The organism is Micromonospora sp. BL1 (assembly GCF_003667485.1).
Classification (GTDB): domain Bacteria; phylum Actinomycetota; class Actinomycetes; order Mycobacteriales; family Micromonosporaceae; genus Micromonospora; species Micromonospora tulbaghiae.
In genome coordinates, this window is sequence record NZ_RCVK01000324.1 from 1 (window position 1) to 16,862 (window position 16,862).

Annotated in this window: 15 protein-coding genes and 1 pseudogene; 10 read left to right on the plus strand and 6 right to left on the minus strand. The window is 72.2% G+C overall.

The window, feature by feature from the left end; translation table 11 throughout:
• The 5 genes from EAD96_RS24620 to EAD96_RS24640 all read right to left on the minus strand — a co-directional run.
• Nucleotides 1-429: cellulose-binding domain-containing protein (locus EAD96_RS24620; RefSeq protein ID WP_199733287.1), on the minus strand; the 429-nt coding region annotated here is incomplete at its 3' end.
• A gap of 139 nt (nucleotides 430-568) precedes the next feature.
• Complete coding sequence (locus EAD96_RS24625; RefSeq protein ID WP_175438924.1) at nucleotides 569-853, minus strand: BON domain-containing protein; 285 nt, start codon at nucleotides 851-853, stop codon at nucleotides 569-571.
• The gene (locus tag EAD96_RS24630) at nucleotides 853-1,419 is read right to left on the minus strand and encodes an STAS domain-containing protein (RefSeq protein ID WP_120570054.1); all 567 of its coding nucleotides are present in this window, start codon (nucleotides 1,417-1,419) and stop codon (nucleotides 853-855) included. The genes EAD96_RS24625 and EAD96_RS24630 overlap by 1 nt, the downstream gene beginning before the upstream one ends.
• A complete protein-coding gene (locus EAD96_RS24635) occupies nucleotides 1,416-1,730 on the minus strand; it encodes a hypothetical protein (protein ID WP_120573797.1) in 315 nt (104 codons plus the stop codon). The genes EAD96_RS24630 and EAD96_RS24635 overlap by 4 nt, the downstream gene beginning before the upstream one ends.
• Nucleotides 1,731-1,739: 9 nt before the next feature.
• Entirely contained in the window at nucleotides 1,740-2,105 is a 366-nt protein-coding gene (locus tag EAD96_RS24640; RefSeq protein ID WP_091428145.1) for an STAS domain-containing protein, read from the minus strand.
• Nucleotides 2,106-2,254: 149 nt separating this feature from the next.
• Between EAD96_RS24640 and EAD96_RS24645 the strand changes: the two genes are divergently transcribed.
• The 4 genes from EAD96_RS24645 (at nucleotide 2,255) to EAD96_RS24660 (ending at nucleotide 5,786) form a co-directional block, all read left to right on the plus strand.
• Nucleotides 2,255-2,929, plus strand: coding sequence for a response regulator transcription factor (locus EAD96_RS24645; RefSeq protein ID WP_013286142.1), 675 nt, complete (start codon nucleotides 2,255-2,257; stop codon nucleotides 2,927-2,929).
• Nucleotides 2,926-4,275 (plus strand): cell wall metabolism sensor histidine kinase WalK, encoded by a 1,350-nt coding sequence (locus EAD96_RS24650; protein WP_091428150.1) that lies wholly within the window; start codon nucleotides 2,926-2,928, stop codon nucleotides 4,273-4,275. Before EAD96_RS24645 ends, EAD96_RS24650 begins: the two co-directional genes overlap by 4 nt.
• Nucleotides 4,272-4,835: a GerMN domain-containing protein gene (locus EAD96_RS24655; protein WP_121685951.1), complete on the plus strand. Its 564-nt coding sequence runs from the start codon at nucleotides 4,272-4,274 to the stop codon at nucleotides 4,833-4,835. The genes EAD96_RS24650 and EAD96_RS24655 overlap by 4 nt, the downstream gene beginning before the upstream one ends.
• Nucleotides 4,836-4,976: 141 nt before the next feature.
• Nucleotides 4,977-5,786: a SigB/SigF/SigG family RNA polymerase sigma factor gene (locus tag EAD96_RS24660; RefSeq protein ID WP_120570051.1), complete on the plus strand. Its 810-nt coding sequence runs from the start codon at nucleotides 4,977-4,979 to the stop codon at nucleotides 5,784-5,786.
• Nucleotides 5,787-5,837: 51 nt separating this feature from the next.
• Here EAD96_RS24660 and EAD96_RS24665 read toward each other — a convergent pair whose 3' ends face one another.
• Nucleotides 5,838-7,838: a glycosyl hydrolase family 28-related protein gene (locus EAD96_RS24665; RefSeq protein WP_121685952.1), complete on the minus strand. Its 2,001-nt coding sequence runs from the start codon at nucleotides 7,836-7,838 to the stop codon at nucleotides 5,838-5,840.
• 198 nt (nucleotides 7,839-8,036) lie between these two features.
• Between EAD96_RS24665 and EAD96_RS24670 the strand changes: the two genes are divergently transcribed.
• The 6 genes and pseudogenes from EAD96_RS24670 (at nucleotide 8,037) to EAD96_RS24695 (ending at nucleotide 16,831) form a co-directional block, all read left to right on the plus strand.
• Nucleotides 8,037-9,038, plus strand: coding sequence for a LacI family DNA-binding transcriptional regulator (locus EAD96_RS24670; RefSeq protein WP_091428158.1), 1,002 nt, complete (start codon nucleotides 8,037-8,039; stop codon nucleotides 9,036-9,038).
• A gap of 294 nt (nucleotides 9,039-9,332) precedes the next feature.
• Nucleotides 9,333-10,709, plus strand: coding sequence for an ABC transporter substrate-binding protein (locus tag EAD96_RS24675; RefSeq protein WP_121685953.1), 1,377 nt, complete (start codon nucleotides 9,333-9,335; stop codon nucleotides 10,707-10,709).
• A 60-nt stretch (nucleotides 10,710-10,769) separates the two neighbouring features.
• Nucleotides 10,770-11,729: a carbohydrate ABC transporter permease gene (locus tag EAD96_RS24680; RefSeq protein WP_120570048.1), complete on the plus strand. Its 960-nt coding sequence runs from the start codon at nucleotides 10,770-10,772 to the stop codon at nucleotides 11,727-11,729.
• 3 nt (nucleotides 11,730-11,732) lie between these two features.
• A complete protein-coding gene (locus EAD96_RS24685) occupies nucleotides 11,733-12,620 on the plus strand; it encodes a carbohydrate ABC transporter permease (protein ID WP_121685954.1) in 888 nt (295 codons plus the stop codon).
• Nucleotides 12,621-12,697: 77 nt separating this feature from the next.
• Nucleotides 12,698-14,323 (plus strand): glycoside hydrolase family 13 protein, encoded by a 1,626-nt coding sequence (locus tag EAD96_RS24690; protein WP_121685955.1) that lies wholly within the window; start codon nucleotides 12,698-12,700, stop codon nucleotides 14,321-14,323.
• 110 nt (nucleotides 14,324-14,433) lie between these two features.
• Nucleotides 14,434-16,831 (plus strand): annotated as a pseudogene (locus EAD96_RS24695) (discoidin domain-containing protein).
• The last annotated feature ends 31 nt before the right edge of the window (nucleotides 16,832-16,862 follow it).

Consider the following 16,862-nt stretch of genomic DNA (forward strand, 5'->3'; position numbering starts at 1 on the left):
CGTGCCGCCGGTGCAGACGGCGCCGTTGAGCGTGAACGACGTGGGGTTCGGGTTCGAGCCGGTCCACGAGCCGTTGAAGCCGACAGTGGTGCTCGCGCCGGTGCCGAGCGTGCCGTTGTAGTCGAGGCTGCGGGCGGTGACCGCCGAGCCGCTCTGCTGCCAGGTGGCCGACCAGCCCTGCACCACGCGCTGGCCGCCGTCGGGGAAGGTGAAGCCCAGCGTCCAGTTGCTCACCGGGTCGCCGAGGTTGCGCACCGCCACGTTCGCGGTGAAGCCGCCCGGCCAGGAGTTGGTGGTGTAGGTGACGGCGCAGCCGGTCGCCGCCATCGCGTCGGGCGAGGGCAGGACGGCCACCGCCGCCAGGGCGAGCGCGCCGACCGCGCCGCCGGCGAGCAGGTGCCGCCGGGACGGGCGGGGAATCGAGAACATGCGGGAAGGTCCCATCGTCTGGATGGTGATCGGACGGTGCCCGTCGTGAACCTGCCCGGAAAGCCCGACGCGGCGGCCTGGGGGAGCGCTCCCACGGCCGAGCGTAGAGGTGGACGCCGATGCGTGCAACCGCCGCCGGTCAACGGCCGCCGCGGCGCCCGCCGTAGAGCCGCAACGCGTTGCAGACGTCGTACACACCGGGCACGTCCCACGCCAGCTCGGCGGCGACCAGGCGCGTCTGCGGGTCGGCCACCAGGCCGGCGAGGATGACCACCCGGTTCTGCACGGTCACGGTGATCTGCTGGCGGCGGGTGGTCCAGTCGGCGCTGAGCCGCTGGGCGACGAGCGACGCGAGGCGGGTGTCCGCGTCGTCGGGCTCCGGTCCGCCGCCGGTGAACGGGAACTCGGGGTACGGCCAGGGCATCACCACGGGGAGGGCTCCTTCTGTTCGGTCAGGACCGGTCGCCGGGACGCGGGGCCCGGCGCCGGGACGCGGCCGTCGACGACTGTGAAGACGCCGTCGAGCCGCATGGTGTGCAGCACGGTGAGCACGAACCGCGAGGGGGACAGCAGGCCCAGCCGCCGGCCGTCGCGCCGGGCGTCCTGGTGCGCGCGCACCAGCAGGCTGAGCCCGGCGGAGTCGATCACCTCCAGGCCGGACAGGTCGACCAGCTCCATGTCGTCGCGCCGGGAGCGCTCGTCGAGGGCGCGGCGGACCGCCGTGGCCGGGTCGACGTCGTGGGCGGCCGGGGTGCCGCCCACCTGCTCCAGGTCCTCGGTGCCCAGGCCGTCGTCGGCGATGGCCGCCCGGGCGCTGCACCGGGGGCAGTGGTGCGGTCCGGACGCGAACGGCGAGCCGACCCAGTCGTGCTCGAACACGAGCGTCCACACCACCTCGGCGTCGGGCAGCGTGGCGCCCGCGCCGGTGACGCTGTCACCGCAGCCGTCGCAGATGAGCATCATCAGGTGATCCGCGGGTACGACAGTCACACCTCCTCCTTCCGCCGGCCGCCCGTGCCGGGAGGGGTCTGCCCCTGGGCCTCCGGCCGGCCCGCGGCGACCACCGCCAGCACGACCGCCACGGCGGCGAAGCCGGTCTGCACCATCAGCGGCAGCACCGGCGATCCGTCGGTGCGGTGGTCCACCAGCCCGACCACGATCGCGCCGAGCAGCGCGGCCGCGACGCCGAGCGCGAGTGTCAGCCACACCGGGACGGCCTTGCGCCCCGGCAGGACGAGGCGTCCCAGCCCGCCCACGGCCAGACCAACCACGAGCGCTCCGACGAGCGTGCTGCCGGTCACCACTCCTCCTCAGCGTGATGCGGACGCGACCCGGGCCCGGCCGCGCGCGGCCGGACGGGGCGTGTCGACGACGGGTACGGCACCGAGCCCGGAGTTCTCCAGGATGCGCCGGATCCGCGGATGCGGACTGCTCAGCGTGAGCAGACCGCCCTGGCGCGCCAGCCGGCGGTGCACGTCCAGCAGCAGCGCGACGGCGGCGGCGTCCACATGGCGGCACCCGGCGAGGTCGATCGTCAGCTCGCGGGGCCGGAGCGCGAGGATGCGGTCCATCACGTGGGCGACCTCGGGCAGCCCGGCGAGGTCCAGCTCGTCGGTGATGTCCACGCGCACGTGCGGCACCGCGGACTCCGGCGGGGACGGCAGGCTGGCAGGCATCGGGTCGCTTCCGTGACGGGATCGGGTCAGACCCCACTCTGCGCAGGGATCTTGGAGGTCACCGGACGGTTGTATGACGGTTCGATGACAAAAACCACGAACGGCCCACGCGATTGGGCGACCCGTGCCGGGCCGGTCATGATGCCCATATGACGGCCGTACTGGTGATCGAGGACGACGACCGCATCCGGCTCGCGCTGCAGCTCGCCCTGGAGGAGGAGGGCTACGAGGCGTACGGCGCCCCGACCGCGGAGGACGGTCTGCGCCGGCAGCGGGAGAAGCCGGCCGACTACGTGCTCGTCGACCTGATGCTGCCCGGCATGAACGGGTTCGACTGCATCCGCCAACTGCGCCGCGACGACGACGTGCCGGTCGTGGTGATCAGCGCCCGCGACGACACCCACGACATCGTCGCCGCGCTGGAGGCGGGCGCCGACGACTACGTGGTGAAGCCGGTCGCGATCAAGGAGCTGTCCGCCCGGCTGCGGGCGCTGCGCCGGCGCGTACGCACGGTGGCCGGGCCGGTGCCCGCCCAGTTCTTCGGCGACCTGGAGATCAGCGCGGAGGCCGGCGAGGTGCGGCGCTCGGGACAGCCGGTGCCGGTTACCCGCACCGAGTTCCGGCTGCTGTGCGAGCTGGCCGAGCACGCCGGCCGGGTGCTGTCGCGCCAGCAGCTGCTCAGCCGGGTCTGGGGTTACGAGACCGGTGACGAGCGGCTCGTCGACGTGCACGTGGGCCGGCTGCGGCAGAAGATCGAATCCGACCCGGCCAACCCGCGCCACCTGGTCACGCTGCGCGGCCTCGGCTACAAACTCCAGCGATGACCCGTCCCGGCCTGCGCGCCCGGGTCACCGCGGCGTTCGCCGTGGGGGCGTTGCTGCTGTCCGCGCTGATGGCCCTGTTCTCATACGACCTGACCCGGCGCTCGCTGCTCGACGAGCGGGAGCGCACCGCGGTCCGGGCCGCCTACTACGACGCCGCCGTGGTCCGTTCCGGCCTGGACACCGGCACCCCGGACGTGGTGGCCGTGCTGCGCTCGCTCGACACCGGCAGTGCCCGCCGCCCCCTGCTGCACCTGCCCGACGGCTGGTACGCCCGTACCGCCGACGTGGGCGCCAGCTCGGTGCCGGTGGAGCTGCAGCGGATGGTGGCCGACGGCAAGCCCGCGGTGCAGCGCATCCGGCTCGACGGGCAGCCCGCGCTGCTGGTGGGCGTGCCGCTGCCCGGCGCGCTCGGCTACTACGAGCTGACCTCGCTGCGGGAGGTCGAGGAGACGTTCCAGGTGGTGGGCCTGGCGCTGATCGCGGTGGCGATCATGGTCGCCGGTGCGGGCGCGGCGCTCGGCTGGTACGCCACCCGGCACAGCCTGCGGCCGCTCACCGCGGTCGCCGACGCGGCGGAACGGATCGCGTCCGGCGACTTCGCCACCCGGCTCGACCCGACCACCGATCCCGACCTGACCCGCCTGTCCAGCTCGTTCAACGAGATGGTCGACAAGCTGGTGCACCGCATCGAGCGGGACCGGCGTTTCGCCGCCGACGTGAGCCACGAGCTGCGCTCGCCGTTGCAGACCCTGGCCGCCGCCGCGAGCGTGCTCAACCGCCGCCGGGAGCACCAGGACGAGCGCACCGCCACCGCGGCGGGCCTGGTCGCCGACGAGGTGACCCGGTTCCAGCGTCTGGTCGACGACCTCATCCAGCTGGCCCGCACCGAGCAGCCGGCACACCGCGAGACCGTCGACGTGGTGGAGCTGGCCCGGGCCACCTGCCGGGAACGGTCGCTGCCGGAGAGCCTGGTGACAGTCGACGGCGACGCCCCGCGCCTGTGGTGGGTCGACCGGCGCCGGTTCGCCCAGACGCTGCTGAACCTGCTGGAGAACGCCGAGCGGTACGGCGGCGGGCCGGTCGCGATCCGCCTCGGCGGGCGCGACGGCGTGGGCGTGCTGGAGGTCGACGACGACGGTCCGGGCGTGCCGCCCGGCGACCGCGAGATCATCTTCGACCGGTTCGTCAGGGGCCGGGCGGCGCACGACCGGGCCGGGACCGACGGCACCGGCCTCGGGCTCGCGCTGGTGGCGCAGCACGCCGCCGCGCACGGCGGTACGGCCGCGGTGCTGGACCGGGGGCCCGGCGCCCGCTTCCGGGTCGAGCTGCCCGGAGCGCTGCGATGAGCCGCCGGCGGCTCGTGCCCGGCCTGCTGGCGGCCGTGCTGCTGGCCGGCTGCGGGGTGCCGGTGGACGACGAGCCCCGCGTGGTGCAGACGCCGCCCGGCGCGTTCCCGACCCCCGCCGTGTCCTCGACCGCCGACGGGGACGGGCGGGTGGACGAGCCGTTCTGCTTCGTCCGCGACGACGGGCTGGTCGTGGTCAAGCGCCGGGTGGACGGGCTGCCCGGGGTGGACTCGCACCTCCAGCACCTGCTGGCCGGGCCGGACGGCGGCGAGCGCCGTCAGGGGCTGGCCACGGCGCTGCCGGGCACGGTGGCGGTGGCCGGGGCGACGCTGACCGGCACGCTGGCCACCGTCGACGTGCGCCAGGCCGGGGAGGAGACCGGCCGCAACGACGAGGTGCTCGCCTTCGGGCAGATCGTGTGCAGCCTCACTCAGCGGCCCGACGTGTACAGCGTGGCGTTCCGCCGGGACGGGCAGCCGCTGGAGGTGCCACGCGCGGACGGAAGCCTCTCCGCGCTGCCGCTCACCGCCGCCGACTACCGGCCGCTGTTACCTCGCTGACACCCTTCCTCGCCGCTCTGTCCGGATATGAAACGAAATCTCCATCGTCCGTTCGGTTGATTTGGCGGTGACCTTTGGTCTAGTGTGGCTGGCACGACCGGTGTGGGAGGCCACCCGTTCTCCGAGGACAGGAAGGGCAGCATGACCACGATGACCATGGCATCGACCGCGACCGAGGTGCAGCGCGCGCCGCAGACCGGTGAGGAGAGCCGCGCCAGTGAGCTGATCGCGGCGCTCGCCACGCTGCCCGCCGACCACCCCCAGCGGGCCGCCCTGCGCAACCAGGTCATCGAGGCGTGGCTGCCGCTGGCGAACCACCTGGCCGCCCGCTACAGCGGACGCGGCGAGCCGGCCGGCGACCTGGCCCAGACCGCGGCGCTCGGCCTGATCAAGGCCGTCGACCGGTTCGACGCCTCGCGCGGCGTCGACTTCGCCGGCTTCGCCATCCCGACCATCCTCGGCGAGATCAAGCGGCACTTCCGCGACCGCACCTGGAACATCCGGGTTCCGCGTCGCCTCCAGGAGCTGCGGCTGCGCATCTCCGAGGCCAACAGCACGCTGACCCAGACGCTCAACCGGGCCCCGACCGTCGCCGACATCGCCGCCCACCTCGACGTCACCGAGGAAGAGGTGCTGGAGGGCCTGGAGGGCGCCCGCGCGTACAACGCGGTCTCGCTGTCCACCCCGATCGGCGACGGCGACAGCGCCACCGAGCTGGGCGACACGCTCGGCACCGAGGACAACGAGTACGAGCTGGCCGACCTGCGCGCCTCGCTCGGCCCGGCGCTCGCCACGCTCGACGAGCGGGAGCAGAAGATCCTTACGCTGCGCTTCTACGGCAACCTGACCCAGAGCGAGATCGCCGCCCGGGTCGGTGTCTCCCAAATGCACGTGTCCCGGCTGCTCGCCCGCGCCCTGACCAAGCTGCGCGGCCAGCTCACCGAGGCCTGAGCCACCCGTACCGCGACCCCCGCCGGCCCGGCCGGCGGGGGTCGCGTCGTGTCACCAGCGCGAGGGCGGAGGCGGCGGCACCACGGGCGGCCGGTCGTCGCAGGTGATGGTGTTCGGCAGCAGCCACGACGCCAGCCAGCCGCCGTCGTTGCCGCCGAGGTCGGTCAGGCCGAACTCCGACCCGGCCGGGGTGAAGTGGAACGAACCGCAGTTGTTCACGCCGACCGCGCCCACGTTGCGGGCGTCGACGTTCGCGAAGCTCGCCCCGCCCGCCGTACGCGCGCTGACCACCGACGTCCCGGTGCCGTCGACCCGGATGTCGCGGAAGCGGACGTTGTCGATGCGGACGCTGTCCTTCACCGGCCAGTCGCTGACCAGCATGATCGCGTTGTAGGTGCTGTCCAGGTACGCGTCACCGCGCACCTCGATGTCCGCCGCGTCGATGCTGCGGTCCAGCGCGTAGAACCAGATCGCGCCGAGGCCGATGTTCCAGTTCAGGTCGTACGTGCCGGCCCGGACCGTGGTGTTGCCGGTGATCCGCAGCCGGCCGGTGAACGGCTCGGCCCCGAACCGGGAGCCCACCTGGATCGCGCTGCCCTCGCGTACCGGATCGGCGATCAGGTTGTGCGCCACTGTGAGGTCGGCGCCGCCGTACAGCGCGATGCCGTTGGCGAGCACCGGCGACTGCACGGTGTTGTACGCGAACGTGTTCGACGCGTTCGCCGTGCCCTCCGACCACATCGCCAGCGCGTCGTCACCGCTGTTGCGGACCACCGAGTTCGTCACCGACGAGTGCGTGACGCCGGTGTGGAAGTTCAGCCCGTCGGCGATCTGGTCCGCGATCACCGTGTTCGTGACCCGCAGGCCGGTCATCGGCCCGTCGAACCACATGCCCACCTTCGTGTGGTGCAGGTAGAGGCCGTCGATCGTGCTGCGGTTGAGCGCCCCGCCGACGGCGTTGACCTGGTCGGTGTCGATCCGCTCCCGTACGTCGCCCTCGATCGCGAAGCCGGACAGGTGCACATCGCTGCTGCCGCCGTCGGCGGCGTCGCGGCCGTAGAAGCCGACGCCGGTGTGGCGGGAGCCGTCGGGAGCGGGCGGGTCCAGCGCCACCTCGCGTCCCCGCACGACCGTGTACCAGCTGCCGGCCCCGGCGATCGTCACGTCGTCGACGACGACGTGCCGGTTGACCTGGTAGGTACCAGGCGGCAGGTAGAGCGGGCGGTCCACCCGGCGGGCGTACGCGATCGCGCGGTCGAACGCGTCGGCGGACTCCCGCCGGCCGGTCGGATCGGCGCCGAAGGACAGCGCGTTCACCGCGCGGGGGACCGTCCGGGGCGGTGCGATGAGGTGTGCGTCCACCAGGTCGATCACCGTCCACGCGGCGGCGGTGCCGCGCGGCGCGGTCAGCCGGACCACCTCACCGGCCCGGTGGGTACGGCCGAGCAGCATCCGCTGCTCGTCGTAGAAGTGGTGTGGCCGGAACGGCTTGGCGATCACCGGCGCGGGTGTGGTGGCGGCCGGGACGCAGGAGCACTCGGTGATCCACCAGTCCGGGTGCAGCAGGTCGGCGCCGGGGTCGTTGGTGAACGGGTACTGGTTGTAGAGCCAGGCGTACTGCGAGGTCAGCGTCATGGTGCGCGCGGGCGCGTGCCCGACGGAGACCCGCAGGGGCGCGGTGATCCCGCCGCCGCCGGGCGCGTCCGGGATGCTGTAGCGCACGGTGAGCGCGTTCGTGGACCGGGGGAGCGTCAGTTCGACGTACTGGCCGGGCAGCAGGCGCACCGCCCGGCGGCCGGACGCCTCACCGGCCAGTGTGTACGCCGACCGGTCCGGCCCGATCACGGTGCCGGTGGTGCGGCCGTGTTCCGCCTCCTGCTCGACGTAGTCCACCGTCGCGCCGCGACCGGCGACGAGCGCGGGGTCGAGCCCGGCGCGGGTCACCACGGGGGCCGGTCCGCGCGGTGGGCCCGCCGCGGCGGCACCGGGTGGTGCGAGCAGGGCGGCGGCGACGACCAGCGCCGCGAGGATCCTCGGCACGCTCCGCGACATCGGAGCACCCACTTTCTCGGGGAGGGGTGGCCTCGGCGGCGCAGGCCATCGACAAGGTTTCTCATGTTATTCCGGCATCCTGTTGCCTTTCAAGCATCAATCTGCTCGCATCTTTCGGACCGATTGCCCGCCTGGACGGCAAGACCTGACCGCTCCGGCTGTTCATTTCTTGCAAGAATCCGACGTACGATTGCCGCCGTGACGAAGCGCCTGACCGAGGTTGCCCGCAAGGCGGGCGTCAGCGAGGCCACAGTGAGCCGCGTGCTCAACGGCCGCGGCGGCGTGTCCGAGGCGACCCGGACCGCCGTGCTGACCGCCCTCGACGTGCTCGGCTACGAGCGCCCGACGAAGCTGCGCGGCGAGCGCGCCCGCCTGGTCGGCCTGGTGCTGCCGGAGTTGCAGAACCCGATCTTCCCGGCGCTGGCCGAGGTGGTCACCGGATCGCTCGCGCAGCGCGGCTTCACCCCGGCGCTGTGCGCCCGCACCATCGGCGGCGTGCCGGAGTCCGGGTACGTGGAGATGCTGCTCGACCACCAGGTCAGCGGCGTCATCTTCGCCGGTGGCTCGTACGCCCTGGCCGACGCCTCGCACGAGCACTACCGGCGCCTGACCGACCGGGGCCTGCCGGTGGTGCTGGTGAACGCCGGCGTCGAGGAACTGGGCTTCCCGCGGGTGTCCACCGACGACGCGGTCGCCGTCGAGCAGGCGTACGGGCACCTGCGCTCCCTCGGCCACGAGCGGATCGGCATGGTGCTCGGCCCGGCCGACCACGTGCCCTCGCGCCGCAAGCTCGACGCCATGGTCCGGGCCGCCGGCTGGGGCGAGGACCGGTCCCTGGTGGAGCGGTCCAGCTTCTCCATGGAGGGCGCGCGGGTCGCCGCCACGAAACTGATCGAGCGCGGCGCCACCGGGATCGTCTGCGCCAGCGACGTGCTGGCGCTGGGCACCATCCGGGCCGCCCGCCGCCTGGGCTGCGCCGTGCCGGCCGACGTGTCGGTGGTCGGGTTCGACGACTCGGCGTTCATGACCTGCACCGATCCGCCGCTGACCACCGTGCGGCAGCCGATCGAGACGATGGGCCAGGCCGCCGTGGACCTGCTGGTGACCCAGATCGACGGCGCCGGCGTACTGCACGACGAGCTGCTGTTCGAGCCCGAGCTGGTGGTGCGCGGCTCCACCGCTCCCGCCCCTCGCCGCTGACCCGACCCTCTCCTGCCTCGCCCCGCGTCCATCCAGGACCCGGGGCCGGCCGTCGTTCCCCGAGGTGACACCGACTCCGCGATCTGCGTGACCAAGTCGTGTTCTTGCGTTGTTGAGTCGGCATCTTGCTGTCGATGGTTCACGTCGTTACAGTGACTCCACTCACACCTGACCCGGGGCGCGGTTTCCGGAGGCAGGGCGCGCGCCGGTTGCCGTTCCACCACCGAGGCAGCCGCGCGGTCACCGCACATCAGTGAAGGCCATGGATACACCCGTTCCCGAAGGGATGGACAGATGTCCGTACCGCAGTATCGGAAGGTCGCGGCGCTCGCGCTCGCGGCCGGCCTCGGGCTCAGCCTTGCGGCGTGCTCCACCAAGAGCGACGACAGCAGCGACGCCGGCGGCAAGGTCACCATCACGGTCGACTGCCAGCCGGTCGGCGCGCAGAAGGAACTGCTGAAGAACTGGAACGACGACGTCGCCGAGTTCCAGCGGCAGAACCCGGACATCGTCGTCAAGAGCGTCAGCGTCGGCGAGCAGTGCAACAACCCGCCGGACTTCACCGCCCGCCTGGCCGGCGGCACCGTCACCGACGTGTTCTACGGCTACATGACCGACCTCCAGCAGGTGCTGGACTCCGGCCAGGCGATGGACATCGGCCAGTACGCCACGAAGGACACCATCCCCACCTGGGACAGCGTCGACCCGGCGCTCAAGGACGTCTTCACCGACGGCGGCAAGCTCTACGCCGTACCGGTGAAGAACTACTCGATGGGCCTGATCTACAACAAGGCGCTGTTCCAGCGGGCCGGGCTCGACGTGAACAACCCGCCGAAGACCTGGCCCGAGGTGCGCGCCGCGGCCAAGAAGATCTCCGCGCTGGGCGACGGCATCGCCGGGTACGCCGAGTACAGCGCCGGCAACACCGGCGGCTGGCACTTCACCTCGCTGCTCTACTCCCAGGGCGGCCAGGTGCTCAGCGCCGACGGCAAGAAGGCCGACTTCAACAACGCGATGGGCAAGCAGGTCCTGCAGAACCTCAAGGACATGCGGTACGGCGACAACAGCATGGGCAGCCGGCAGCTGCTCCAGTGGGGTGACCTGCTCACCAACGCCGGCGCCGGCAAGGTCGGCATGTTCATCGGCGCGCCGGACGCGACCCAGGCGATCGTCAGCCAGTTCCAGGGCAAGTACCAGGACTGGGCGATGGGCCCGCTGCCCGGCCAGGACGGGCAGGCCTTGGCGACGCTCGGCGGCGGCGAGGGCTACTTCTTCAAGAAGGGCCTGAGCCCGGAGCAGGTCAAGGCCGGCCTGAAGTGGCTCGCCTACCAGAAGCTGACCCCGGGTAAGGGCCAGTTCGACTACGTGCGCGCCAAGCCGCAGAACTACCCGGTCGGCCTGCCCCAGCCGCTGCTGTTCGCGAACGGCAGCGACGCGCAGAAGCAGGAACTGGAGCTGCGCAAGGCCAACGCCAACGTGGACACCGCGAACTTCGCGGTCTTCGAGGCCAACCCGGTGCCGATCAAGGGCGAGCCGCGCAACGCCCAGGCGATCTACGCGGTGCTCGACGCCGCGATGTCCGGGGTGCTGACCAACCCGAACGCGAACATCGACGCGCTGCTCAAGACCGCCGAGGACAAGGTCAACCAGCTGCTGGCCGCGCAGAGCTGACCCGACCGGAGGTGGGGCCGGCGCACCGGTCCCACCTCCCCGAGCACCGCAGGAGTCGCCTTGGCGCTCACCACCGCCCCCGGCGCCACCCGCCGTACCGGCCCCGTCGCGCCGCCGCCGTCGCGTACCGCCGGACGCCGCGCCGGTCTCGGCCGCAAGGTCCGGGACAACCTCACCGGGCACACCTTCCTCATCGGCGCGGTCGCGTGCTTCGCCGTCTTCTCCTGGTACCCGATGGTCCGCGGCGTCGTGATGAGCTTCCAGCGCACCCGCCGGGGCGAGACCACCTGGGTGGGCTGGGACAACTACAGCCGGATCATCGCCGATCCGAGCTTCTGGACCGCCTGGAAGAACACGTTCGTCTTCACCGGCCTGGCGCTGGTGCTCGGCTACCTGGTGCCGTTCTTCGTGGCGATCCTGCTCAACGAGCTGCGCCACGCCAAGGGCTACCTGCGGGTGCTGGTCTACCTGCCGGTGATGCTGCCGCCGGCGTCCGCGCTGTTCCTGTTCAAGTTCTACGCGTACGACCCGAGCGAGGCGGGGCTGTTCAACGCGATCCTCACCGCGCTGGGACTGCCCACGTCGGAGTGGATGCAGTCGCCCACGATGACGATGCCGGCCATGGTGATCGCGTCGACCTGGATGAACATGGGCGGCGCGGTGCTGATCTACCTGGCCGCGTTGCAGAACATCCCCGGCGAGCTGTACGAGGCCGCCGAGATCGACGGCGCCGGGCTGTGGCGGCGCATCCTGCACGTCACGGTGCCGCAGACCCGGCTGATCCTGGCGCTGCTGGCGATGCTCCAGATCGTCGCCACCATGCAGCTGTTCATCGAGCCGCTGATCCTCGCCAACGGCGCCGGTACGCAGGACTCGGCGACCTCCGTGGCGTACCTGATCTACCAGCACGGGTTCTTCCAGAACGACCTCAACGGCGCCGCCGCGCTCGGCGTGATCATGCTGGTGGTGCTGGCCGGGTTCTCCGCCGTCTACCTGCGACTGACCGCGAGACAGGACTAGGACATGGCCGCCGACCTCACCACCCGCACCCTCGTCTCCCACGCCCAGCTGCGGCGCGGTCGTGGCCGCGTCCTCTACTGGATCGTGCTGTCCGTGGTCGTGGCCGGGTTCACGCTGGTGTTCCTCGGCCCGCTGTACTGGATGGTCACCGGCGCGCTGAAGTCCGGCCAGGAGATCGCCCAGACACCACCGACGCTGTTCCCGCAGGACCCGCAGCCGGGCAACTACGTCGACGCCTGGACCAACCTGGACCTGGCGAAACTGCTGTTCAACACGTTCTACTACGCCACCGGGGCGGTGCTGTTCCAGCTCGTCCTCGACACCGCCGCCGCGTACGCGCTGTCGAAGCTGCGCCCGGTGCTGGGCAAGCTGATCCTCGGCATGATGCTGGCGACGCTGATGATCCCGGCGATGGTGCTGATCGTCCCGCAGTACGTGACGGTGATCGACCTGCCGATCGTGCACGTCAACCTGCTCGACTCGCCGTTCGCGATCTGGCTGCCGCTGGTGGCGAACGCGTTCAACATCTTCCTGCTGAAACGGTTCTTCGACTCCATCCCGGAGGACCTGATGGCCGCCGCCGTGATGGACGGCGCCTCCCCGCTGCGCACGCTCTGGTCCATCGTCCTGCCGATGTCGCGTCCGATCCTCGGCGTGGTGGCGATCTTCGCGATGACGGCGGTCTGGAAGGACTTCCTCTGGCCGAAGCTGGTCATGCCGTCACCGGAGACGCGGACCGTCAGCGTCGGCATCTACGCCTTCGCCGGCGGCACGCCGATGAACGTGGTCATCGCCGCGTCGGTGATCGCCGCGATCCCCACCGTCGTGCTGTTCCTGATCTTCCAGCGCAACATCATGTCCGGCCTGACCACCGGCGGCCTCAAGGGCTGACCCCGTGCCACCGCCCGCATCCGGGCCGCGAGCCCGCCGCAGCAGAACCGACCCGCAGAAAGCAGGTGCCCGTGTCCATGGCCGACAACAGCTCGTGGTGGCGCTCCGCGGTGATCTACCAGGTCTACCCGCGCAGCTTCGCCGACGGCGACGGGGACGGGATCGGCGACGTCGCCGGCATCCGGTCCCGCCTGGATCACCTCGCCGCGCTCGGCGTCGACGCGATCTGGTTCAGCCCCTGGTACCCGTCGCCGATGGCCGACGCCGGCTACGACGTGTCCGACTACCGTGACATCGACCCGGTCTTCGGCACGCTCGCCGAGGTGGAGGCGCTGATCGCCGAGGCGCACGCACTCGGCATCCGCAGCATCGTCGACGTGGTGCCCAACCACTGCTCCGACGCGCACCCGTGGTTCCGGGCCGCGCTCACCGGCGGGCCGGCCGCGCCCGAGCGGGAGCTGTTCTGGTTCCGCGCCGGGCGGGGACCGGGGGGTGACCTCCCGCCCACCGACTGGACCGGCGAGTTCGGCGGACCGACCTGGACCCGCACCACCGACCCGGACGGCACGCCCGGCGACTGGTACCTGCACCTGTTCGCCCCGCAGCAGCCCGACTTCAACTGGGACCACCCCCGGGTCCGCGCCGAGTTCGAGGACATCCTGCGCTTCTGGTTCGAGCGGGGCGTGGACGGCATCCGCATCGACTCGGCCGGTCTGCTCGTCAAGGACGGCACGCTGCCCGAGGTCCACCCCGACCGGCCGCACCCGTTCCGCGACCAGGACGGCGTGCACGACGTCTACCGCGCGTGGCGGCGCATCGCCGACTCGTACCCGGGCGGGCGCGCGCTGGTCGGCGAGGTGTGGCTGCCCGACCGGCAGCGGTTCGCGAACTACCTGCGTCCGGACGAGCTGCACACCGCGTTCAACTTCGACTTCCTCGGCTGCGCCTGGGACGCCACGGCGCTGCGGGAGAGCATCGACGGCACGCTCGCCGCCCACGCCCCGGTCGGCGCACCGGCCACCTGGGTGCTGTCCAACCACGACGTCACCCGCCACGTCACCCGGTACGGCCGCGCCGACACCCGGTTCAGCTTCGCCGCCAAACGCGAGGGCATCCCCACCGACCTGGAACTGGGCACCCGCCGGGCCCGCGCCGCCGCGCTGCTGTCGCTCGCGCTGCCCGGCGCCGCCTACGTCTATCAGGGCGAGGAGCTGGGCCTCTGGGAGGTCGAGGACATCCCGTACGAGCTGCGGCAGGACCCGATGTGGGAGCGGTCCGGGCGGGTCGACCCGGGCCGCGACGGCTGCCGGGTGCCGCTGCCCTGGCAGGGCGACACCCCGCCGTTCGGGTTCAGCCCCGACGGCGCGAACGCCGTGCCGTGGCTGCCGCAACCGGCCGACTGGAAGGACCGCACGGTCCGCGCCCAGACCGGCGACCCGCACTCGATGCTGGAGCTGTACCGGGCCGCGCTGACGCTGCGCCGCGCCGAACCCGCGCTCGGCGACGGCACGCTCACCTGGCTGCCCGCACCGCACGGCGTGCTCGCGTTCGCCCGCGAACCCGGCTTCACCTGCGTGGTCAACCTCGGCGGCGCAGCCGTGCCGCTGCCCGCGCAGGACGAGCTGCTGCTCGCCAGCGGCCCACTCGACGACGACCGGCTGCCACCGGACACCGCGGTCTGGCTGCGTACCCGATCGGCCTGACCGCGGCGCCGGCGGCCCGTCCCGGCCGCCATGCCGCCACCTGGGGAGGAGGAAGGAGAGGCAACGCCGCACGGGGGATCTGGCCACCGACGAAAGGGAGCACACCCCGCATGGCCGAGCACCGCACCGCGCACCGCCACCGCAGCACCGGCGTGGCCGCCCTCGCCGCCGCCGCGCTCGCCGCCTCGACACTCGTCGTCGTGGCGCTCACCACGACCGCCACCCCGGCGCACGCCGCCGGACTGTCCCCGTTCGACATCACCGGACGCGGCGCCACAGTGCCGTTCCGGGAGCAGGAGGCCGAGCAGGCCGCCCACACCGGCACGAGGATCGGCCCCGACCGGCGCTACGGCACGCTGCCGTCCGAGGCGTCCGGCCGGGAGGCGGTCACGCTCGACGCCGTCGGCGAGTACGTCGAGTTCACGCTCACCGCCCCCGCCAACGCCGTGACGTTCCGGTACAGCCTGCCGGACAACGCCGCCGGCACCGGCCGCGACGCCACCATCGACCTGCGCGCCAACGGCACGCTGGTCAAGGCCGTGCCGGTCACCTCCCGGTACGGCTGGTACTACGGCGGCTACCCGTTCAACAACAACCCGGGCGACACCAACCCGCACCACTTCTACGACGAGACCCGCACCATGTTCGGCACCACCTACCCGGCCGGCACGAAGATCCGCCTCCAGGTCTCCTCGACCGCCCAGTCGCCCACGTTCACCATCGACCTGGCCGACTTCGAGCTGGTCGGGGCGCAGATCACCAAGCCGTCCGGCGTACTGGACGTGGTGACCGACTTCGGCGCCGACCCGACCGGCGCCACCGACTCGACGGCGAAGTTCCAGGCCGCCGTGGACGCCGGCAAGGCGCAGGGCCGGGCGGTGTGGATCCCGGCCGGCACGTTCACGCTCTGGGACCACGTGGTGGTCGACGGCGTGACGCTGCGCGGCGCCGGCCCCTGGCACTCGGTGCTCGGCGGCCGGCACCCCACCGACCGCAAACGCGCCGCCGGCATCTACGGCAAGTACGTGCCGGGCGGCGGCTACTCCGGCGAGATCCGGCCGCACGAGGCCGGCGGGCCCAGCCGCAACGTCACGCTGCGGGACTTCGCCATCATCGGCGACATCCGGGAACGGGTGGACGAGGACCAGGTCAACGCCATCGGCGGCGCGATGACGAACTCGGTGGTGGACAACCTGTGGTTGCAGCACACCAAGGTCGGCGCCTGGATGGACGGTCCGATGGACAACTTCACCATCCGCAACAGCCGCATCCTCGACCAGACCGCCGACGGGGTGAACTTCCACTGGGGCGTCACCAACTCCACGGTCACCAACACGTTCGTCCGCAACACCGGTGACGACGCGCTGGCCATGTGGGCGCAGAGCGTGCCCAACGTCGGCAACTCCTTCACCCGCAACACCATCGGCGTGACGATCCTGGCCAACCACCTGGTCACGTACGGCGGGCGGGACATCACCATCGCCGACAACGTCACCGCCGACTCGGTCACCAACGGCGGCGGCATCCACGTGGCGAACCGCTATCCGGGCGTCACCGGGCCGACGGCCGTGTCCGGCACCATCACGGTGGCCCGCAACACGCTGATCCGCAACGGCAACTCCGACTACAACTGGCAGTTCGGCGTGGGCGCGATCTGGTTCTCCGCGCTCAACGAGCCGATTCAGGGCGCCACGATCAACGTCACCGACACCGACATCCTGGACAGCTCGTACGCGGCGCTGCACTGGATCGAGGGCCAGACCAGCGGCATCTCGTTCGACAACGTGCGCATCGACGGCGCGGGCACGTACGCGCTCCAGGTGCAGGCACCCAGCCAGGTCCGGTTCACCAACGTCCGTGCGACGGGCATCGCCCAGTCCAACCCGATCCACAACTGCGTCGGCAGCGGTTTCCAGATCACCCAGGGCACCGGCAACTCGGGCTGGTACACGCCCACCCCGTACTGCGGGCCGTGGCCGCAGCCGCAGTGGGGCAACGGCCCGTCCAGCCCGCCGCCCACCAGCCCGGCGCCGACCACGTCAACGCCGACGACGGCCCCGCCGACCACCGCGCCGCCGACCACGCCGCCGCCGGCCGGCGGGAACCTGGCCCTGGGCCGGCCGGCGACCGCCACCAGCACCACCCAGACGTACGCCGCCGGCAACGCCGTCGACGGCAACCCGGCCAGCTACTGGGAGAGCGCCAACAACGCGTTCCCGCAGTCGCTCACCGTCGACCTCGGCGCGTCCCGCACCGTCGACCGGGTGGTGCTCAAGCTCCCGCCCGGCTGGGAACGGCGTACCCAGACGCTGTCCGTGCTCGGCTCCACCGACGGCTCCTCGTACAGCACGCTGGCCGCGTCGGCGGGCCGCGTTCGACCCGGCGGGCGGCAACAGCGTGTCGATCGCGCTGCCCGCCGGTGACCGCCGCTTCGTGCGGCTGACCTTCACCGGCAACACCGGCTGGCTGGCCGGCCAGCTGTCCGAGTTCGAGGTGTACGCCTCCTGACCCGGCGCGGCGGGGACCACCGCCGGTCCCC